General features: G+C 66.5%; 16 protein-coding genes and 2 pseudogenes. 6 read left to right on the forward strand and 12 right to left on the reverse strand.

Annotation, left to right across the window (positions count from 1 at the left end; all coding sequences use genetic code 11):
• Window positions 1–3: 3 nt before the first annotated feature.
• The 4 genes from LuPra_RS19755 to LuPra_RS19770 are packed head-to-tail and all read right to left on the reverse strand — an operon-like array spanning window position 4 to window position 2,729.
• Entirely contained in the window at window positions 4–753 is a 750-nt protein-coding gene (locus tag LuPra_RS19755; protein WP_110172344.1) for a LytR/AlgR family response regulator transcription factor, read from the reverse strand.
• Window positions 750–1,787: a sensor histidine kinase gene (locus LuPra_RS19760; RefSeq protein WP_157899442.1), complete on the reverse strand. Its 1,038-nt coding sequence runs from the start codon at window positions 1,785–1,787 to the stop codon at window positions 750–752. The genes LuPra_RS19755 and LuPra_RS19760 overlap by 4 nt, the downstream gene beginning before the upstream one ends.
• 10 nt (window positions 1,788–1,797) lie before the next feature.
• The gene (locus LuPra_RS19765) at window positions 1,798–2,229 is read right to left on the reverse strand and encodes a DoxX family protein (protein ID WP_110172346.1); all 432 of its coding nucleotides are present in this window, start codon (window positions 2,227–2,229) and stop codon (window positions 1,798–1,800) included.
• A 41-nt stretch (window positions 2,230–2,270) separates the two neighbouring features.
• On the reverse strand, window positions 2,271–2,729 hold the full coding sequence (locus LuPra_RS19770) for a serine hydrolase (RefSeq protein WP_110172347.1): 459 nt from the start codon (window positions 2,727–2,729) through the stop codon (window positions 2,271–2,273).
• 493 nt (window positions 2,730–3,222) lie between these two features.
• Here LuPra_RS19770 and LuPra_RS19780 point away from each other — a divergent pair, with 493 nt between their 5' ends.
• The 4 genes from LuPra_RS19780 to LuPra_RS19795 all read left to right on the forward strand — a co-directional run bounded on the left by LuPra_RS19780 (window position 3,223) and on the right by LuPra_RS19795 (window position 6,548).
• Window positions 3,223–3,504 (forward strand): hypothetical protein, encoded by a 282-nt coding sequence (locus LuPra_RS19780; RefSeq protein WP_110172349.1) that lies wholly within the window; start codon window positions 3,223–3,225, stop codon window positions 3,502–3,504.
• A complete protein-coding gene (locus LuPra_RS19785; protein ID WP_110172350.1) occupies window positions 3,494–3,913 on the forward strand; it encodes a PilZ domain-containing protein in 420 nt (139 codons plus the stop codon). The genes LuPra_RS19780 and LuPra_RS19785 overlap by 11 nt, the downstream gene beginning before the upstream one ends.
• A 410-nt stretch (window positions 3,914–4,323) precedes the next feature.
• Window positions 4,324–6,075, forward strand: a complete 1,752-nt coding sequence (locus LuPra_RS19790) for a hypothetical protein (protein ID WP_110172351.1) — start codon at window positions 4,324–4,326, stop codon at window positions 6,073–6,075.
• A 176-nt stretch (window positions 6,076–6,251) separates the two neighbouring features.
• Entirely contained in the window at window positions 6,252–6,548 is a 297-nt protein-coding gene (locus tag LuPra_RS19795) for a hypothetical protein (RefSeq protein ID WP_110172352.1), read from the forward strand.
• 85 nt (window positions 6,549–6,633) lie between these two features.
• Here LuPra_RS19795 and LuPra_RS19800 read toward each other — a convergent pair whose 3' ends face one another.
• The 7 genes and pseudogenes from LuPra_RS19800 to LuPra_RS34600 form a co-directional block, all read right to left on the reverse strand.
• Window positions 6,634–7,554 carry a diacylglycerol/lipid kinase family protein gene (locus tag LuPra_RS19800; protein ID WP_110172353.1) on the reverse strand — a complete coding sequence of 307 codons (921 nt, stop codon included), beginning with the start codon at window positions 7,552–7,554 and terminating at the stop codon, window positions 6,634–6,636.
• Between the two features lie 9 nt (window positions 7,555–7,563).
• A complete protein-coding gene (locus tag LuPra_RS19805) occupies window positions 7,564–8,613 on the reverse strand; it encodes a hypothetical protein (RefSeq protein WP_110172354.1) in 1,050 nt (349 codons plus the stop codon).
• A gap of 52 nt (window positions 8,614–8,665) precedes the next feature.
• Window positions 8,666–9,334 carry an ABC transporter ATP-binding protein gene (locus tag LuPra_RS19810; protein ID WP_110174780.1) on the reverse strand — a complete coding sequence of 223 codons (669 nt, stop codon included), beginning with the start codon at window positions 9,332–9,334 and terminating at the stop codon, window positions 8,666–8,668.
• Between the two features lie 90 nt (window positions 9,335–9,424).
• Window positions 9,425–11,863 (reverse strand): ABC transporter permease, encoded by a 2,439-nt coding sequence (locus tag LuPra_RS19815; RefSeq protein ID WP_110172355.1) that lies wholly within the window; start codon window positions 11,861–11,863, stop codon window positions 9,425–9,427.
• Window positions 11,864–12,043: 180 nt separating this feature from the next.
• On the reverse strand, window positions 12,044–12,307 hold the full coding sequence (locus tag LuPra_RS34595) for a hypothetical protein (RefSeq protein ID WP_110172356.1): 264 nt from the start codon (window positions 12,305–12,307) through the stop codon (window positions 12,044–12,046).
• A complete protein-coding gene (locus LuPra_RS19825; RefSeq protein ID WP_335340796.1) occupies window positions 12,304–13,740 on the reverse strand; it encodes a glycogen/starch/alpha-glucan phosphorylase in 1,437 nt (478 codons plus the stop codon). Before LuPra_RS19825 ends, LuPra_RS34595 begins: the two co-directional genes overlap by 4 nt.
• Before the next feature lie 174 nt (window positions 13,741–13,914).
• Window positions 13,915–15,049, reverse strand: a pseudogene (locus LuPra_RS34600) (phosphoenolpyruvate carboxykinase (ATP)).
• A 105-nt stretch (window positions 15,050–15,154) separates the two neighbouring features.
• On the opposite strand from LuPra_RS34600, the pseudogene LuPra_RS19835 reads away from it, so the two are divergent.
• Window positions 15,155–16,447: pseudogene (locus LuPra_RS19835) on the forward strand (ATP-dependent 6-phosphofructokinase); the annotation flags it as partial.
• On the opposite strand, the gene LuPra_RS19840 reads toward LuPra_RS19835, so the two are convergent.
• A complete protein-coding gene (locus LuPra_RS19840) occupies window positions 16,423–17,931 on the reverse strand; it encodes a threonine/serine exporter family protein (protein WP_110172357.1) in 1,509 nt (502 codons plus the stop codon). The pseudogene LuPra_RS19835 and the gene LuPra_RS19840 overlap by 25 nt on opposite strands.
• Window positions 17,932–18,213: 282 nt before the next feature.
• On the opposite strand from LuPra_RS19840, the gene LuPra_RS19845 reads away from it, so the two are divergent.
• A complete protein-coding gene (locus LuPra_RS19845; protein ID WP_110174781.1) occupies window positions 18,214–19,773 on the forward strand; it encodes a bifunctional aminoglycoside phosphotransferase/ATP-binding protein in 1,560 nt (519 codons plus the stop codon).
• Window positions 19,774–19,802: the final 29 nt, after the last annotated feature.

A 19,802-nucleotide genomic window follows, 5' to 3' on the forward strand; every position in this document is an offset into this window, starting at 1 on the left:
ACTCTAGGACTCCATCACACGCGTCAGTTCCGTCGCGTACGTGCGACTGCACCGCAATCGCCGGTCCGACGACAGCACCACCTCGAACTCACCGTGGAACGCCGGCCGCAGCTCCTTCACCTTGTCGATGTTCACGATCGCCGATCGATGGATGCGGACGAATCGCTCGCGATCGAGCCGCTGCTCGATCGCGGCCATCGCGTCGCGTACGAGATGTGTGCCGGTCGCGGTACGTAACTCCACGTAGTGCCCGGCCGATTCCAACGATTCCACGTCGTCGGCCCGCACGGCGTACACGCGCTTCGGCGTCTTGACCAGGAAGCGCTGAAGAGGTCTGTCGGCGCGGACCGTGTCGACGAGCGCATGGAGCCGCGCCGGGGTCCCGCCGCTTCCAGCGAGCGCCGCCGCGCGCGCCAGCGAGCTGCGCAGCCGGCCGCGCTCGAAAGGCTTCAACAGGTAATCGACGGCGTGCACGTCGAACGCCCGCAAGGCGTACTGGTCGTAGGCCGTCACGAAGATGACCGCCGGACACTCGGCGTCGGGCAACAGCTCGATCACGTCGAAACCGTCGAGACCGGGCATCTGGACATCAAGGAACACCAGGTCCGGGCGCAGCCGCCGGATCCCGGCCAGCGCGGACTCTCCATCTTCGCTCTCGCCCACGATCTCCACCGACGGTTCAGCCTGGAGCAGCCCTTTCAGCCTGCGCCTCGCGATCGGTTCGTCGTCCACGATCAGGACGCGGACGGTCATGACGAAGCCCCGCGCAACGGGATGTCGAGGCGCGCGCGGGCGCCTCGCGGGTTCGTGGGGACCACCGACAATGACGCATCGTCGCCATAGAGCGCCTGCAGCCGCGACCGCGTGTTCCGGAGGCCATAGCCCTCGCGAAGTGGCTGCGGCGGCCCTGGGCCCTCGTCGGTCACATCGACGCGCAGGCGCTCCGACTTGGCCGACACGCAGATCGCAATGCAGCCGGGGCCCGGAATCGCGCTGAAGCCGTGGCGGATCGCGTTTTCAACGAGCGGCTGCAGGATGAGCGTCGGAACAACGTGCTGTCGACAGCCATCCGGAACGTCGATGGCGACTTGTAGCCGGTTGCCGAACCGAGTCTGCTGGATTGCCAGGTATGCGCGCAGGAGCCGGAGTTCCTCCGACAGCGGCACCTCTTGCACCCCTTCGGTCTGCAGCGTGCCGCGCAGCAGCTCGCTCAGTTGCGCCAGCATCGTATCCGCCAACTCCACGTCCTCGCGCATCAGGCCGGCAATCGCGTTCAGCGTGTTGAAGAGGAAGTGCGGATGGATCTGCATTTTCAGCGATTCCACCTGCGCGCGGGCGAGCTCGGTCTGAAGCCGCGCGGCGCGGAGTTCCCGCTCGCGCGACAGGCGCTGCTGCTCGGCATACTGGACGGCAGCGACGATGGCCCAGTATGTCAGGACGGTGACGTGGATCTTCAACAAGCTGAAGGGCACACGGCCGGGACCGATGATCGCGCGGACCATCAGCCCTTCGGCGACCAGTTTCGCCACGGCGATGCCGAGGCTGGCGGGCAGGTGGACCGCCAGCGACCTGGCGAGCCGCCGGCGCGACAACGGCACCCGTGCCGCCAGCAGCAGGACGATCGGCGCGATGAGCGTCCACAGCTCCCAATCGACGAGCGCCACCGCGAAGGCGCGCGACCACGGCAGCGACCTGCCAGCATAGGCGTAGTCGACCCAGACCTGCCCCGTGAAGAGGATCGCCGCGAGCGTAAAGGAGCACGCCGCCACGATCCATCGTCGTCGCACCGGTCGGAGCTTATACCTGGTTGGCGCCGCCTTCGCTGAGGCTACCGGGGCCATGTGGCATCGGGGCCGTACGAATCGCGGGGCGCCACGCGCGGCGGCGGCGAGCGACGCCGATGAGCGTCATCACCGCAAGCCACATCAGCGGGGCTGCAACGCGGGGGGCTTCGTTGTTGAGGGCGTGGGTCGCGGCGGCGCCGATCAAGATGGCTCCGAGCAGCGAGGCCGCATACGACGACAGCCTCGGCACCAGCAGCAAGACGCCGCCGGCAATCTCGAGTGCGCCGATGACCATGTAGAACCCGTCGGGATATCCCCACCGTGCGAAGTTGATCGCCCACTCTGCAAGGCCGAACTTGGCCACGCCGATGGCGACGAATGCCGCCGCGGCCAGGATGTTGACTATCCAGAGCGCCACCGCTCCCACAATCCTCAGTACGCGCATGTGCGCCTCCTCGGACCGAGAGTAGGGTCGACGACAACGTATCAGAAGCGATATGTCCTGAAGCGGCCCGCCGGCGGCGCGGGACGGCCTGGCGGTTCCCTGCGGTCGCCACTCCGCTCGGCGATCGCCATGAGCGTTCCTAATGCCAGCCCAGCCTGCGAGAAGCCTTCCCTGTTCAAGCGCGGCAACTGCGCCACGTCCGACTTCGGGTCCGACATGTTGCCGTTCCACGCCACGCCAGAGGACATCTGGAGCAGGTGCCTGAGCGTGACACCGTCGTACGACGTACCCGCCAGCGAGGGCACGTACTTGCCGACCTCATCATCGAGCGTGGCGATGCGGCCATCGCGGATCGCGGCACCGAACAGCATCGACGTGACGGACTTGGCGGCCGACCACGACTCCCATCGCGTCTCGGCAGTGTGGCCGCGCGCGTAGCGTTCGAGGACAATGCGCCCGTCGCTGATGACCAGCACCCCGACCACGTTGAGGCTGGTCATGAAGTGTTCGAGGTCGTGGGTCGTCCCGCGGAAGGTGTCGGGTTTGCTTCACGCCGTCTTGTCAGACGTCGCCATGGGCCCGGTATGCATGATCAGGCCGCCCATCAGCGTCCGCGACAAGGCGACGCCGGTTTTTAAGATTCGAGCCGGTTTGTCGAATTACAACCAGGGCCTCATCACGCTACGGCCTCGGCTCGACGTTGTCGTCTCACGCGACGGCGCTGAGCTTCTGACTGACATCGGTCGTGTCGGGCGAGGCGTGTCACGGCTCCAGGCCGGCAGTGAATCCTCCGCCTGTAGCCTGCGGCGGGTTGGCTGATTTCGGCCCGCTGACGGCGCCCGAGCCGATCGCGCAAGGTCGGTCCGGGGCTCCCGTGCCCCCTGACGCGGTTCTCCTGAGGAGTCGCCGAGGACCCATGTCCGAAAGCAAGAGTCGTAGATGGACAACCGAGGAACTCGTGCTGCTCCTGTTCCCTTTGAAGAGCGACGCCCGATGAGTGACGGTCCTGCTCCTTGTGCACCTGGCCCCGGAGACTACGTCGTCCTCTACCAGCGGCAACGTCCGTCCGGCAATCCGCGTCTCGCCCTGATCCGGCTCTCGGATAAGGCGACCCAGAGTGTGATTCGGACCACGTTCGAGTCCGTCGTCGAGGCCGGCCCCCGCTTCGAAGACGAGGCCCGACTGATGGCCGCAGCGTCCAGCACACGCGGCTACCGCTGCGTTGACGGGCTGTACACCCCGCTGGACGCCACGGTCGACGACCATGACGCCTAAGAGAGCCGCCGGCGGGCAGGTGGACGAGGCGCCAGCGCTGTCTGACCCGCCGACGAGCGACGAGAACTGTTCGACGCGCCGAATCGCGTCGATGACCGCCGAGCGTCGCGGTAGCTACCGGGTCATTGGCCCATTCGAAGTGACTTGGAGCGGACGCTCGGGGGACCGCCACGTGCGCGTCGCGGACTTCAGTCTCACTGGATGTTTCGTGGAGGATATTGCCGCGCCGGCCACGGGCGAGCGGGTGACGCTCACGCTGCGAGTTCCAGGCGGCGCCCCCATCGAAGCGGCCGGGCGCGTGGCCTACGTCAATCGTCCACTCGGGTTCGCAGTGGCCTTTGAGGAGGACGATCACCTTGCGAGCGAACTGGCGTCGGCTGCGCGTCGGATCACGCAACAGCGCCGTTGATGGCCGATCCGCCGCGTCCTGATCTACCTTTCGCCGTGGCCAAATACCCAACAGGCGAAGCGCTTCGGCTGGACTCACCCCGGTGGTTCAAGGGCGCATCGCGCGGCTCGCAGCGGCTTTGCCGCATCAAGCGGCGATCCAGCGGTCCATCCGCAACTAGCTGGTCCAAGCGCGACACGCCCCACGCTGCTGTCTGTGGAGGCTCGTCTCTCATAGGCCGACTGAGGCGAAAGCCGACGACGTGGAACGCACCTCTCGGATGCGCCCGCGTGCTACGCTGAGATCGAACCGCTTGGTACTCGGCCGCAACCTCTCCGGATAGGGCGCTCTCCCGACAACTCTTGATCGTTCAAGGCGCTCGATGCGGTTGCGCACCCGCGCCGCGAGCATTGCCTTCCAGGAGCTGCTGCATGACGCTCGAGTTCACCGGCCAGATGTTGTGCTCGGCCGGCGTGAGTTATTTCCACGTCTATCCCAACGGCGACGTGTATCGCTGCCTGGCCGACTACAACGCCCGCCGGCCGCCGATGTTCAACCTGAAGCGCGACGGCTGGAAGGGTGCCGTCGATCCGCCCGTGTGCGATCACGAGCGCTGCTACAACGCCTGCGACCTGGATTGGACGACCAAGTGGCAGGTTGATGGCCAGGGCCGTCTGGAGAAGACCTTCGAAGGCCAGCGGAAGGACATCGAGAAGGAGGTCTCGCTGCTGCTGTGCTCGCAGCGCCTGGAGTCGCCGCAGCGCCGGATGGCCTACTTCATCTGGTCACCGACGCTGGCGTGCAACTACACGTGTGCCTACTGCGGCTGCGCGGCCGGGGAGAAGCGGGTCAGGCACGACTTTCCCTCGTCGTACCCCGAGCTCTCCGTTGCCGAGTGGATCGGTATCTGGAGCGACATCCTGGAGCGCTTCGAGTACGGCATCCTCAGCATCACGGGCGGCGAGCCGCTGCTCAGCGAAGCGACGATCCCCGTGCTCAGCCGGGTCACGAAGAAGTTCGCCTGCTACATCACGTCCAACATCAGCCGCAACATCATGGAGTTCACCCGCAGCAGCATCCGTCCGCGGGGGCCGAGTGAGATCGAAGGCTTTGGCCAGGTGCCGGTCGGCCTCGCCGGGATCAACTGCAGCCTTCACCCGACCTCCAAGGGCTTCAACTGGGAGCTCTTCAAAGGTGCGGTCCTCTTGCTGCAACATGCGGGCTTCCATGTCTCGGTCAACTACGTCGGCTATCCGCTCCAGCTCTATCTGGCGCCCACGTACAAGGCGTGGTGCGAACAGAACGCGATCGAGTTCACGCTGTCGTCCTGGCAGGGTGTGGACAACGAAGGCACCGTCGCGCGCTACTCCCTCCCCGAGCGGACCTTCTTCGAGGAGATCGCGCCCTCGCATCGCAAGAAGGCGAACGAGCTCGTGTTCATGGAGTGCAGCTACGACGTGATGTTCGACGACCCGGTCACGCATGTGCTGATGGCCGACATCCTGACGCTGACGGGTCGCATCCGTAACCTGTCGCCTACCGTGTGGCAGGTCGGCAGCGGGCCCGGCCGGTGGAGCGTCGCCGGCTATCTCACCCGCGTCGGGCAGCGCAAGAAGTGGCTGCGCGAGTTGCGCACCAGCCCCCTGGACTGCGGGGTGCCGCAGAACGGTGAACTGGAGTTCGCCCTGCGCATCGACACCGGCGGGCTGCCGGCCGGCACTTACGAGGTGTGGGTCGACATGCTGATGGAGGGCCAGTACTGGATGGCGTTTCACGGCGCGGTTCCGGGCGCCGCCACCCTCCGGATCGAGACGTTCAGCCACGAGATCGCGGTGGACGCCGACGCCGTGACCCTGTCGCCCGGAGGCACCGCCGTTTTGACGGGCACCGTGCGGAACACCTGCAGCAAGCCGTGGCCGGAGGGCGCGGGCGCCGAGCCGCTGAAACTTGGCGCCCGCCTCTCCCGGTCGTCCGTCACGGGCGAGGCGGTGGGCGAATTCCGTACGCCTCTGGAACGGCTGCCGGAGACCCCGGAGGATATGGTCGCCTTCCGCCTTGTCCTCGATCCAGAAGAGCTGCAACGCGGCGAGTACGCGCTCAGTATCGACATCGTGAAGGAGGGCCAATTCTGGCTGGCCGACAAGGGGGCGACGGCCACGGTCATCCCGGTGGTAGTCGCGTGACGGGACGCACGTGAGTGCAAAGAGCCCCAGATGGACCGCCGACGATCGGTTGTCGCATCACGCACCTGTGGAGGAGATCGCCGCCGCACTGCGGCGAACATGGGCCGGAATGAGGACATCGCGGCCGTAGAGGCCGTAGGCAAACAAAACACGAAACTGCTACCATTGGCGCGGTCATGGCGCCCACGGTGTGCACCGTCCGCTTCGAAGATGCCGAAGGTACCGTGCACACCGTGACGGTGTCAGCCGCCAGCCTCTACGAAGCCGTCGGACTGGCGGTGCAGGCCTTCGCGGCACAACCCTGGACGCCACCGATTCCAGCCGCCGCGCCACTCACGGTCGAAGTCCGTCCCACGTCAGTGGAACACCGCGTCACCATGCAGCGCGTGCGGCAGTGGGCCGCGGCCACGGCGACCTCTCCCGCCGACCGGCTCCACCGCCAACGCGTCGGCGCATTGCTCGCCGGTCGTTGATTCGTGTCTCACGCCTCACGTCGCAGGTCTCAAGCCTCAAGCCTCAAGCTTCAAGCTTCAAGCTTCAAGCTTCAAGCTTCAAGCCTCAGGTCTCAGGTCTCAGGCCTTCAGGTCTGGCCGGCAGGGGCGCCACCATGCGAACGGCGCCGGCGCGCAGCCGGTAATGGCAGCGTGACGCGTCGAGCACCTCCCCGTCGGTGTTGATCCGGATCGTTCGCGCGAAGGTCATCGACACCTCGCGCGTGCGGAAGTAGGACACGTCCTCGTCGTCCACGTGGCCGCCCGACGAGAGCCGCGGCAGCAGCGCCAGGAAGTCGAGCGTCGACGTCGCCCGCACCAGGCACACCTCCATCACGCCGTCGTCGGGACGAGCCGTCGGCGCGAGCTGGTGGCCGCCACCGATGTAGGGGCCATTGCAGACGGCGAAGAGTTGCAGGTCGGCCTCGATCACACGGCCGTCGGCTTCGACGCGGACACCCACCGGTTCGTACTCGAGCACGGCCCGTGCGCCGCCGATGAGATACGCGAACGACCCGACGGCCTGCTTCAGGTCGCTCGTGACGTTGGCAGACGTCTCGGCCGTGAACCCGCCCGCCGAGGCGTTGAGGAACACACGTTCTCCGAGAGAGATTACGTCCACCGCACGCGTCGTTCCGTCTACCAACGCCGCGACTGCCACGTCATGATCGTCGATGCCGAGCGATCGTGCGAAATCGTTGCCTGTACCGAAAGGCAGCAGGCCGATCGCGCACCGCGACAACGCCTGGGCCACTGATGCGACGCCATTGACGACTTCGTTGAGCGTGCCGTCACCGCCGGCAGCGACGACGACGTCGGCTCCGAGACCGACCGCCTGTCGCGCCAGCCGTTCGGCATCACCCTGCCCCGTCGTCTCACGCACGTCCACCTGATGCCCTGCGGCACTCAACTGCTGGCATGCGCCCTCAACCGGCGACCCGTCCCGGGCGGTACCGGCGGCGGGGTTGACGATCACGGTCACGCGCATGGCCGGGCGTCAGGGCTTCGCATTCCGACGCTGACGCGGCCGCGATTGGCGGACCGGCAGCCAACCCCGCAGGCGCTGCCAACTGCGTGCGGGCGACGGCACACCGGCTCGCACCTGCCCGATGAGTTGTTGTGCGAGAACTCTTCCCTTATCGAGGCCTTCCGCCGTGTAGCGCGACAGACTGTCCGCCGTCACTTCGGTACCGCCGATCGCCCACGCGGTCAGGCCTCGACCCATCGCGTAGGTGCCGGCATACGCGATGGCGACCTTCGGTACCAGGCCGGCGATGGGAATGAGGCCGACCAGCTGGCGCGCGACCTGCCTGAACATGAAGCCACCGCCGATCACGCCGAGAATTTCGGTCAGCATCGAGCGGGGGTCGTCGTCGCGGCCCGCAGCGAGCGAGATCTTGTAGCCCATGATCAGCTGGTTCTTCGTGAGGATGACCATGTCGCCGAGGTTGAGTGGCGCGGTCAGCACCGGGATCGTCTCGGCCAGCCCTGTCGTCACGGCGAACGAGGCGTTGGCCTTGGCGGTCTCGTCGACGACCGTGTCAGCGACAACCTGGCGGAATACGGGTAAAGCCGCGGCCAGCGCCAGGCGGGCGTCGCCTTCCACCAGCCCGACGATCGCCGACAGCAATGGCCGGGGCGCGTTCATCACGTCGACAACCGCGATACGGGCCTGCTCGGCGACGCGACGTGCACCGGCCTCTGGAGCGTCGGTACCGAGGATCAGCGTGATGCGAGGGACGCTATCGCGAATGCAGTGCTCGTCGGCGGCCTTCATCCGCACCGAGAGGTCCGGCGTCGCACTCGCCAGCACGGCGATGAGCGGGGTCGTCGGGCGTTGTCGTGCGTTTTCCGGATCGACAGCGACGACGTAGGGGTGGACGGCGCCACCGGCAACGGCGCCCAGGCCGGCTCGGACACGCTGCCCGACCGCGTCGTCCTCGGCGATGACGAGCAACTCGAATGGCATCCGTGCGGACGCCCGGATGCGCTCGAGATCGACGTCGCTGATGACACGCCAGAGATTCGCCAGCTTCAACGACGACATGGGGCTGCAGTGTACCCGCGTCGCCGCAGCGCGTCACGCCCGCGGCGGGGGATCACGCCTCCTCTTCCATGAAACCATCGCGCAACCGGATGATGCGTCCGCCGAATTTGGCGTTCTCTTCCGAGTGCGTGACCTGCACGATCGTCGTACCGCGATCGTTGAGTTGTTTGAACAGCTTCATGATGTCGTGCGCCTGCGATGAATGCAGGTTGCCCGTCGGCTCGTCGGCGAGGACTACCGACGGGCTCGCCGCGACGGCTCGGGCCACGCCCACCAGTTGCTGCTGGCCGCCCGACAACTGGCTCGGGTAGAGATCCTTCTTGGCGACGATGTGGAACCGGTCCAGGACCTCGGCGACGATGCTCTGGCGATCGGAGGACTTGACGTCGCGATATGACAGCGGCAGTTCGATGTTCTCGTAGACCGTGAGGTCGTCAAGCAGGTGATAGCTCTGGAATACGAACCCGATGTGGCGCTTCTGGAGCGCCAATCGCGACTTGTTCGGCAACGCGTGAATGGGATGCCCCATCAGCGAATAGCTGCCGCGCCAGTCCGAGTCGTGCATGCCGAGGATGTGCAGCAGGGTGGACTTGCCGGCCCCCGACGGACCCATGATCGAGACGAACTCGCCCTCACGGATGTCCAGCGAGATGCGGCGCAGCAGGAAGAGCTGGCCCGCGCCCTGCGGAATCGACTTTTCGACGCCCCTGAGCGAGATCAGCGCCCCCGGGTTGGCGGCAGGTGCGTCAGGCACGTCGGGTACGGGAGCGGGAGACGGGGTTGATCGTTTGAAGAGCACGCTGCTTCCACCCTACCGCATTGCATCGGTCGGCTGCACGCGCGCGGCCCGTCGGGCCGGCACGATGCACGCCACCAGGGCCGCGGCACCGAGCAGCGCCGCGACCATCGTGAATGTGAGCGGGTCGAGGCCGCCGCCCGCGAAGGCCGACAGCTGACTCGCCAGGAGCCTCAGCAGCACGACGCTGCCCAATCCGCCGACGGCCAGGCCGACGGCGACCAGTCCGAGCCCAGTGCGCCCTATGTCCTGCACGATTTGTGCGGGATGGGCCCCGAGCGCCATGCGGATCCCGATCTCGCGACGGCGCATCGAGACCAGGTAGGCCAGCACGCTGTACAGCCCCGCCATCGCCAGCATCAGTCCAAGCATTCCGAATGCGGCAAACAGGGCCATGGTGAAGCGCGGCTGGGCGGCCTCGTTGGCCACGACCTCCGTGAACGTGTACGGACGTGCCAGCGGCTGCAGCGGATCGAGTTGCTGCACCTGGGCGCGCATCGCGTTGAGCAGTGGCGCCGCGACGCCGCTCGTCCGCACGGCCAGGGTCCGCTGCGCCGGCGCCACCAATGTGTACGGCACCACGACCGCCGGCTGCACGTCGTTCCCGATGCCGTCGTTACGGGCGTTGGCCATGATGCCGACGACGGTGACCTGCGGCGAGGCGTTCTCCCTGGTCAGCACGGTGGCATTGCCAGGGCGGGTGACCACATCGACGCGCACCTGGCGGCCAATCGGATCCGTTCCCGGCGGCCACAGGGCCGCGGCGGCCTCATTGATGACGGCCGCGCTGTCGCCGGACGTCACTTCTCGATCCGTCAGCGCACGTCCCCGCCGGATCGGCACGCGCAACACCCGCCAATAGTCCTCGCTGGCCAGGTACACGCGGAGGCGCTGGCCGTCGGCCGCCGGCTGTCCGTCGATCGCGTAGTCCGATTGGGGGCCGCCGAAGGGCATGCCGCCATTGCCGATGCTGACCGCGTCCACGCCCGGCAGCGCGCGCACGCGCTCGATCAACTCGTGGGCAAACCGGTTGCGGGACTCGAGCGAATCGTACGTGCGCGGTGACAGTGGCAGCCCGACGGCGACCACGCCTTCGGGGTCGAAGCCGAGATCCACGCGCTGCAGGGCGAGAAAGCTGCGCACCGTGACCGCGGCGCTCGCGAGCAGGATGACCGACACCGCCACCTCGGCGACGACCAGCATGCCGCGGGTGAACTCTCGTCCGCCGCCGCTGGAGCCGCGGGCTTCCTCCTTGAGCGTCGTCGTGAGGTCCGGCCTGGATGTCTGCAGGGCGGGCATGAGTCCAAACAGGATGCCGCTCGCGAGGGACACCAGCGTGCAGAACAGCAGCGCCAGGGCGTTCAACTCAATCCGCGCTTCGTTGGGCACGAAGAAGTCGGGCATCAGGCCCACCATGATGCGGATGATCACGTACGCGCACGCAACCCCGGCGATGCCACCGAGCAGCGCCAGCGCGACGCTCTCGGTGAGCAACTGTCGGACGATGTGCGCGCGACTGGCGCCGAGCGAGGCGCGCACCGCCATCTCCCGGCCGCGGGCCGAGGCACGCGCCAACTGCAGGTTCGCCACGTTCGCGCACGCGATGAGCAGCAACAGGACGACGGCGCCGAACAACAGCCGCAGCGCCTGCTGCATCGGTCCACTCGCGACAGTGATGTCCATGTAGTTGGTGAGGATGCCGCGGGCCCCGTCACGCGGGAACCCGTCGGAATGCGCGGCCGAGAGCATGGGCACCAGGGCCGCCCACTGTTGCGTCGCCGTGGCAGCCGACGCTCCAGCACGGAGCCGGGCAATCGGGAACACCTGCCTGTCGCGACCCGTGCGCCCGAGCGGCACCCAGACGCCATCGGACGTCCACCATCCGAAGCGTGGCGGCATCACCCCGATGACTTCGTGCTCCACATCGTCGAGGCGCAGCGTCTTGCCGAGGACGTCGGTTGCCCCCGCGAAACTCTCCTGCCAGCGCCGGAACGTCAGCACGGCGACGGGCCTCGGTGCCCCGTCTGGCAACACGTCAGAAGGCTGAATGACGCGGCCGAGGATCGGCGCGACACCGAGAAAGCCGAACGCGTTGCCGGACACCTCGATCGCGGGGACGGTCTCGGGCGCAAACGTGCCCGTCAGCAGGCGCGAGCCCGGTGCCGTCGCCATCACGTCGCCCAGCGCCGGCAGGCGCGCCATCTCTTCGAAGGCGTCGTATCGGAACGGGCGCAGGCGCTGGGGGCCAGCCGGCGCACTCACGCCGAAGGCCCAGATCTCGTCGGGGTCCGCGTACGGATACGGACTGATCAGCACGCCGTAGACGACGCTGAACAGTGCCGTCGCCGCACCGATGCCCAGTGCAAGCGTGCCAGCAGCCACGCAGGTGAACGCCGGTCGCTTGACCAGGTGTCTGAAGGCGAGCCGAACGTCGGACATCCAGCCTGTGGGCATGTGTGCGGGTCTCCAGTGCCACGACGGCAGCGATGATGAGTCTATCGCGAGCAACGTCGCGGCGAGTCACCGCGGCACTTTGGCTGGGACCATCTGCGGCGGCCGATCGTCACGGCGATCGCAGGGGCGCGTGGCAGGTTCACGACGAACGCGAGTTCTTGGCGAGCGGACCAGAAATGGCTACCCGGCAGGCTCGCGGTGCAGCACGACCACGGAACGCGCACGAACCGTGTACCTCTCCGTCGCCACGTTCGGCTCGGTTCCCGGTTCAACGATGTCTTCCGGGCTCGGTCGCGCCGTGTCGACGACGCGCCGCCATGGACAGGCCCGCCTATCCTGCACCATGAAGGAGTGGTCTTCCCAATGCGCGTTGATCATGACGTACAGATCGCCGTCGCCAACCGATGCGCCGCGCAAGCGTGTAGGCGAGGCACCGTGATTCATACCCGAAATCGACTGGCCCGTCTGATCTCGGCGATCCAGCCATCGCCAATGGCGTCCGTGATCACCCTGGCGAGCGGCGGATTCGCGACCAGCAGGAAACGCCGCTGGGTGACGCCATTGGTCTTGTTGTTGAACCGGTCGGGGAACAGGGCGGCGAAGTCGGGCACGACGGTCTGCGTGAGCAACTCCGAGTGGATCGCCGCCACGCCATTGGTACTATGCGCGCCGACGATGGCCAGGTGCGCCATGCGGACCTGCTTCGGCTGCCCCTCCTCGATGAGGCTGACGCGCGCGACCCGTCCGTCGTCGCCAGGGAAACGGCCGCGAACGTCGTCGAGGAAGCGGCTGTTGATTTCGTAGATGATCTCGAGCTGTCGCGGCAACATGATTTCGAACCACGGCAGCGGCCATTTCTCCAGCGCCTCGGGCAGCAGCGTGTGGTTCGTGTAGGCGAGCGTGCGCTGCGTGAGATCCCAGGCCTGGTCCCATCCGAGCGCCGCGTCGTCGAGGAGGATCCGCATCAACTCGGGGACCGCGAGCGTCGGATGCGTGTCGTTGAGCTGCATCGCGACCTTGTCGGGCAGCGCGGACCACTCATTGCCGGCGGCGCGGAACCGGCGAATCGCGTCGGCCAGTGTGCAGGCCACGAGGAAGTACTGCTGGAGAAAGCACAGGCCCTTCCCTTCCGTGGTCGAGTCGTCAGGATAAAGCACGCGCGTCAGCGTCTCGGCCGTGAGCGTCTCGGCCAGTGCGCCGACGAAGTCGCCGCCGCTGAACTGCTGGAAGTCGAAGTAGTCCGGCGTCGCGGCCGACCAGAGGCGGAGCGTATTGATGGTGCGTCCGCCGTACCCTACGACCGGGCGGTCGTACGGAATCCCGATGAGCGTCGACGGTCGGTGCCGGACGGTCCTCAGCGCGCCTGCGTGAATGTCGAATGAGCAGGCAAGTCGCACTTCCACAGCTTCGTCCGGCCGCGCGACTTCCCACGGGTCCGGCCGCGCAAGCCAGTGATCCGGCTGCTCGTGCTGCCAGCCGTCGCGCATCGTCTGCTTGAAGATGCCGTACTCGTAGCGCAGGCCTGAAACCATGCCTGGAATGCCGAGCGTCGCCATGGAGTCGAGCAAGCACGCCGCCAGTCGGCCGAGGCCACCGTTGCCAAGACCGGCGTCCGGCTCCTGCTCGATGATTTCCCGCGGATCGAGCTCGTGCTTCCTGCAGAACTGGGTCAGACCGGATCCAGCAACAGGTTGGTGATGTTGTTGGTAAGCGATCGGCCGAGCAGGAATTCGAGCGACAGGTAATAGACACGTTTGACATTTCGCAGCTGGTACGCCTGCTCGGTCTCGATCCAGCGTTGCGACAGCAGATCCCGGACCGCGCGACGGCCTCGAACTTGACGCGAGGCGTGGCGGCAGCGACCGGAACGACCTGATCGAAAGTCAGATGTCGTTCGTATAGCGCGTCGCGGCCGCCGAAGAGTGTGACCGGCCCGCTCGTGAAGCCGTCGGCAGCAGTGGCGTCCGGCGACGATCGTCTTCTCTTCATCGGGTCAGCCATCTCATCACACCTTCAACGTCGCGCTGGACCGCAGCCGCCCGTACCACGGATCACACTGGACCCGCGGCCTTGATCTCCGCTCCGACGCCGGACTCGTACTTCTTGAAGTTCTCCCGGAACCGATGGGCGAGCTTCCTTGCCGCCGCGTCGTAGGCCGCGGCGTCAGGCCATACGCCGCGCGGCCAGAGAATGTCCCGAGGCACACCGGGACACTCGGTCGGCACGTCAAAGCCGAAGATTGGATCCCGCTCGGTCCTGGCTGTCGCGAGAGCGCCATCGTGAATCGCGTCGATGATGGCGCGGGTGTGCTTGAGACTGATGCGCCTTCCGGTGCCGTACGCGCCCCCACCCCAGCCCGTGTTCACCAGCCAGACGCGGGCGCCGTGCTGCTTCATCCGGGCGGCCAGGAGCTCGGCGTACTTGCTCGGATGCCACACCAGGAACGGCCCACCGAAGCAGGGCGAGAACGTGGCCTGTGGCTCGGTGAGCAATGCTCGTCATCCCCGACCAGGTGTCGTTTCGGATCGGCCGACAGCGTCGTCTTGCCTGTGCCGCTGAGCCCGAAGAGGAGCGACGACTGGCCGGTCTGCCGATCCGCCGTGGCCGAGCAGTGCATGGAGAGAATTCCCCGCTTCGGTGCGAAGTAGTTCGCCACCGTGAAGACGCCCTTCTTCATCTCGCCGGCGTACTCGGTGCCGAGGATCACCAGCTCGCGGTCCTCGAGGCTGAGTGCGATGCTCGTTGTCGAACCGATCCCGATGGTGAGGCGATCGGCTGGAAACGCCCCTGCGTTGTAGATCGTGAAATCGGGCCTGCCGAAGTTCGCCAACTCGTCAGGGGTCGACCGGATCAACATGGTGTGCATAGAGAGCGCGTGGTAGGGGCGCGAACAGATCACCCGGACCTTGATGCGATACTTCGGATCCCACCCGGCGAACCCATCGAAGCAGTAGAGGCGCTCACGGGTGTTCAGGTAGTCGAGCGCGCGCTGGCGATTGGCCGCTAAGGTCTCCGCGTCGCACGACGTGTTGACGGGGCCCCACCAGACGTCCCGTTCCGAATCCGGGTGTCTGACCACCCGCTTGTCCCTCGGCGAACGACCGGTCTTCACGCCCGAATAGGCAACCAGTGCGCCGTTCTCAGCAATGCTGGAGTCCTTTCGTAACGAATGGCGTGCTCGTACAGCGCACTGGACTGCGCCTGACGATTGGCGTGGTGCCGGCGGACGGAGAGTCGGCAGCAGAGGGCGTACGATCTCCGATGATGCGGCTGAGCGGGAAGTGAGGATACATGCGCGACAGCGATCTCGATTTCACCGTAGCGAGGCTCGGCGAGTGCCGCCACCGCTCGCCGGTGTCAGGCGTCCGGTTCACCGACGATGCCGAGCGGGTCATTTATCACTCCACGCTCGAGCAGATGAAACCCTGGCTCGACGCCGGCGCAGCGCCTCCGGCCATGGAAGCCGCCGGGCCACGCCAGATGCTGTACTTCGATCCGGCCGGGCTCACGTGCGGCATCGTGACGTGCGGCGGGCTCTGTCCCGGGCTGAACGACGTGGTCCGATCGATTGTCAGGAGTCTGCGCCTCAACTACGGTGTCAGGACGATCTACGGCTTCCGTTTCGGCTACGAAGGGCTCGTCGGCCGGCTCGGGCACGAGCCGCTCGAGTTGACACCCGAATTCGTCCATCGGATCCACGAGGGCGGCGGGTCGATCCTGGGGTCATCCCGAGGGCACCAGGACGCGGCGGAAATGGTCGACTACCTGAAAGACCTGGGGGTCGGGGTCCTGTTCGCCATCGGCGGGGACGGGACGCTCCGCGGGGCACAGACGATCGGCGAGGAAGCGGCGCGGCGGGGACTCGAGATCGGCATCATCGGCGTCCCGAAGACGATCGACAACGACGTCTCCTTCGTGCAGCGCACGTTCGGATTCGAGACGGCCGTAACCGAGGCGCGGCGCGCCACGCTGGCAGCAAACGCCGAGGCCGAAGCCGCACGTAACGGCATCGGGCTCGTGAAACTCATGGGCCGCGATTCGGGGTTCATCGCCGCGTACTCGACACTTGTCAACAACCACGTGAACTTCTGCCTGGTGCCGGAGGTGCCGTTCACGCTCGAGAAGTTCCTCTCGGCCCTGCAACAGCGGCTCGAGCGTCGAAGCCATGCGGTCGTCGTGGTCGCGGAGGGCGCCGGCCAGGATCTGATGGCAAAGAGCGGCGAGCGAGATGCGTCCGGCAACGTCCGGTATGGCGATATCGGTGCCTTTCTGCGCAATGCGATCACCGATCACTTCACGCGGCATGGCGTCGCGATCACGCTCAAGTACATCGATCCCAGCTACACCATCAGAAGCGTGCCGGCGACCGCCCACGACTCTGCCTTCTGCCTGCTCCTCGGGCAGAGCGCGGTTCACGCCGGTCTCAGCGGCCGCACCAACATGGTCGTCAGCTTCTGGAATCACCATTTCACGCACGTGCCGATATCGCTCGCGGTGTCCGAGCGCAAGAAGATTGACCCGGAAGACACACTCTGGAACAGCGTGATCACGTCGACCGGTCAGCCTCGCGACATGCGGTCACGACGCGAAGCCAGATCGGCGAGACTGCCGCCGACGAGGAGTCCGATCGCCATGACCCCGACCACGAACACCGCCTTGAAGGAGAGTGCCAGGGTTGTAGCGGCGAGCGATGGATCGGCGGCCGTGCCGGCCGCTGACAGGCGCATCGCGCCCGCCATGCTCTGGTAGATGAAGACCCCTGGCATCATCGGTACAGCACCAGCGAACGCGAGCGCTGAAAACGGCAGGTGCATGCCAATGGCGGCGGTGTTGGCGACGAGGCCGATCGCCAGGCATCCGAACAACGTCGACATCGACATCCCCAGGGGTTCGAGCCCGACGTAGCGGAGACCATGCCCGACCATGCCGCAGACTATGGACACCCAGAGGACCCGCCACGGCGCGTTGTAGAACGCGCCGAAGCCGCACGCGGCCACGCCGGCCAGCGCCATATCCAGCGGCAACCCGATCGACACCGCCTCTGACGGCAACGTCAACATGGTGGCAGGACCGAGCGTGGGCCAGCCACCGAGGACGACGCCGAGCGCGGTGGCGATGAGGATGCCCATCGCGAGCACCAGCCGGTAGATGCCCGTCGGTATGTGGTTGTCCAGCATGTCGTACACGCTGTTTATGAGGTACGGGCCGGGCACGAGCATCAATGCCGGCACGATCAGGCAGAAGCCCGGTGTAGCCGTCCAGGCCAGACGGATCGCCAGCCCGCCAATCGCCGCGCCAATCAGCCCCGCCGCGAAGGGTTGTGCGAAGAGAATGACAGGCCGCCTCGCAAGCACCTGCCGCGCGAGCAGCCCGACGGAGGACGAGACTCCGCTCGCGACGACCGCGCCAGAGTCCGCGCCCAGTAGCCAGGCGATTGCTGATGCCGCCAGGCCGAAGAGAGCGACCACCACCCAGCGGTCGTGCCGCGGAGGCAGGCGTTCCAGGGTCTCCAGACGCCGCGTGGCTTCGTCGAGCCCGATGTGATCAAGGCACAGCTCGTCGCTGACACTCAGTACGCCCGCACTGACGGCGACGTTGATTCGAAGCTCCGGCGCCCGCGCGTGGAAACCACGTCCATCGGCCAACGCAAGCGTGACCTCTCGGTAGCCGACGACCGTCTGCACGCTGACGCCCACGTGCCGTGCCACCTGACCGATAGCGCGCTCGAGATGTTTCGAGCGGACGTTGTATTCGACCAGGAGGCGCGCATTCAATTGAAGAAAGCGCAGCGCTGCCTCACTTGGTCTGGCAACGTCGTGTGGCGGCTCGATGGAGCCCGATTCGGAGGTCATCGTCGCGGGCGCAGCCTGCGCAGCGTCCTCAGACGCATGGGCCGCCGGCCACTCTTCGACCGTGCTCTGCGAGCAGCGTACCACTGTCCGATACGTTGCCACCCTTCCCGCACCGCGGCTGTTCGACCTGCATCGGAAGACCCGGCCGCCAGGTCGGATCGCCGCGTCCGCGTGGCGATCAGGCCGGCCTGGACCACTTCTTGAGTAAGTCAGCATCGTGGTTCGGCGATCAGGATGGCTGGCTCGATTGGCCACGGCTTCCGCGCAGGCGAACCATTTTCACGTGGGCGGTATTTCCCAGATGACGAAGAAATTCCCCGCGCTCCGGGTCCTGGTGGTCGAGGACGAGCGGCTGCCCTTCAGGACTGGCTGCGTCAGGCGCATGTCTCAGGACTCGGGTAACCAACCGATCGTCCCGTGGACGAGGGGAGGACGTGGCCGAACGGTCGGCAACCGACGACGATCAGCGGATTGTCCGCGGCCTCACCCCTGACGACGATGATCACCGAAGACCAGACACCCGTTATCGAATTTCTGACAAGGCCATCCACGCACGGCGGAGCGACGGTCGAGCGCATCGACACGCACGCCTCCATCGTGTTTCTCGCGGGTGCGCGAGCGTACAAGCTGAAGCGGGCCGTGCGCTTCGACTATCTCGACTTCTCCACGCCCGAGCGCCGCCACGCGCTGTGCCAGGCGGAAGTTCGCCTCAATCGACGGACGGCGCCGACGCTCTATCGTGGCGTCGTCGCCGTCACTCGCCAGCAAGACGGGCGCTATGAGCTGGGTGGTGCAGGCACGCCAGTTGACTGGCTCGTGGAAATGCATCGGTTTCCGCAAGAGGCCCTGTTCGATCGACTGGCAGCGGCCGGTACCCTTGGCGTGACGCTCATGTCGCCCTTGGGGGCGGCCATCGCTGACTTTCACAAATCCGCCGAGCATCGCCCGGATCACGGCGGCAAGGCGGGCATGTCCTGGGTCGTTGATGGCAATGCCGCAGGGTTTGCCGAATTCGGGGCCGCGTGTCTGGAGCGGTCAGCAGCACATCGGGTGACCGCCCACGCGTCCAGCGAACTCGACCGTCTCGGGCCCCTGCTGGATCAGCGCCGGGAGTCAGGTTTCGTTCGGCAGTGTCACGGCGATCTCCATTTGCGCAACATCGTGCTGTTGGACGCAACACCAACCCTGTTTGACGGCGTCGAGTTCAACGAGGAGATCTCCTGCACCGACGTCTTGTACGATCTCGCGTTTCTGCTGATGGATCTCTGGCGGCGACGACTGCCGCGTCATGCCAACATCGTGTGGAACCGCTACCTGGCCGAAGCCGCAGACATCGATGGCGTGGCTCTCATGCCGCTGTTCTTGTCCTGCCGGGCGGCCGTTCGCGCCAAGACCAGCGCGACGGCGGCACAGCTTCAAGACGACGCGCAGCGCCGCGGTGAGCTCGAGGCACTCGCGCGCGAATATCTCGCCATGGCCGACCTGGTGCTGCATCCACCCACGCCCTGTCTCGTCGCCGTTGGAGGTTTCTCGGGCTCGGGCAAGTCGACACTCGCGCTGGGCCTCGCTCCGTCGATCGGCGCCGTCCCCGGCGCGATCGTGTTGCGCAGCGACGAGACGCGGAAGCGTCTCTGCGGTGTTCCCCTCCTCCAGCACCTCGGACCGGAAGGATACTCGGCGAGCGTGTCCGAGCGTGTGTACGCCACGGTGACCGAACATGCCGCACAGATCCTCCGCGCGGGCCACAGCGTCATCGTCGACGCGGTCTCTTTCCGCCCGGCCGATCGGGACGCGATCGAGCACGTGGCGGCGGCCGCCTCGGTGCCGTTCATGGGGTTCTGGCTGGAGGCGCCAGAGCCGATGCTGATGCACAGGACGGCGCAGCGCCATGGCGATGCATCCGATGCCGATGGCAGCGTCGTTCGCACCCAGCGCGCTCATGACACCGGTGACCTGCGTTGGTGTCGTATTGATGCTTCCGTGCCGGCGGCATCCGTGTTGTCCGTTGTGATGAACCGCGTCCGGGAGCGACGGCACGATGCCTTGAACCTCGATTGATCAGGCTCTGCGATTCAGCACCCCTGCGA

The sequence above is a fragment of the Luteitalea pratensis genome (assembly GCF_001618865.1).
In the GTDB taxonomy this organism is placed as follows: Bacteria; Acidobacteriota; Vicinamibacteria; order Vicinamibacterales; family Vicinamibacteraceae; genus Luteitalea; species Luteitalea pratensis.

Excerpts from the sequence above, each read along its gene's own strand:
- LuPra_RS19795 (WP_110172352.1), top strand. The coding sequence starts at position 6,252 with ATGGCGCCCACGGTGTGCACCGTCCGCTTCGAAGATGCCGAAGGTACC.
- LuPra_RS19785 (WP_110172350.1), top strand. The coding sequence starts at position 3,494 with ATGACGCCTAAGAGAGCCGCCGGCGGGCAGGTGGACGAGGCGCCAGCG.
- LuPra_RS34595 (WP_110172356.1), bottom strand. The coding sequence starts at position 12,307 with ATGAATCACGGTGCCTCGCCTACACGCTTGCGCGGCGCATCGGTTGGC.
- LuPra_RS19805 (WP_110172354.1), bottom strand. The coding sequence starts at position 8,613 with ATGTCGTCGTTGAAGCTGGCGAATCTCTGGCGTGTCATCAGCGACGTC.
- LuPra_RS19765 (WP_110172346.1), bottom strand. The coding sequence starts at position 2,229 with ATGCGCGTACTGAGGATTGTGGGAGCGGTGGCGCTCTGGATAGTCAAC.
- LuPra_RS19780 (WP_110172349.1), top strand. The coding sequence starts at position 3,223 with ATGAGTGACGGTCCTGCTCCTTGTGCACCTGGCCCCGGAGACTACGTC.
- LuPra_RS19770 (WP_110172347.1), bottom strand. The coding sequence starts at position 2,729 with ATGACCAGCCTCAACGTGGTCGGGGTGCTGGTCATCAGCGACGGGCGC.
- LuPra_RS19800 (WP_110172353.1), bottom strand. The coding sequence starts at position 7,554 with ATGCGCGTGACCGTGATCGTCAACCCCGCCGCCGGTACCGCCCGGGAC.
- LuPra_RS19815 (WP_110172355.1), bottom strand. The coding sequence starts at position 11,863 with ATGCCCACAGGCTGGATGTCCGACGTTCGGCTCGCCTTCAGACACCTG.
- LuPra_RS19845 (WP_110174781.1), top strand. The coding sequence starts at position 18,214 with ATGATCACCGAAGACCAGACACCCGTTATCGAATTTCTGACAAGGCCA.
- LuPra_RS19840 (WP_110172357.1), bottom strand. The coding sequence starts at position 17,931 with ATGCTGACTTACTCAAGAAGTGGTCCAGGCCGGCCTGATCGCCACGCG.
- LuPra_RS19790 (WP_110172351.1), top strand. The coding sequence starts at position 4,324 with ATGACGCTCGAGTTCACCGGCCAGATGTTGTGCTCGGCCGGCGTGAGT.
- LuPra_RS19755 (WP_110172344.1), bottom strand. The coding sequence starts at position 753 with ATGACCGTCCGCGTCCTGATCGTGGACGACGAACCGATCGCGAGGCGC.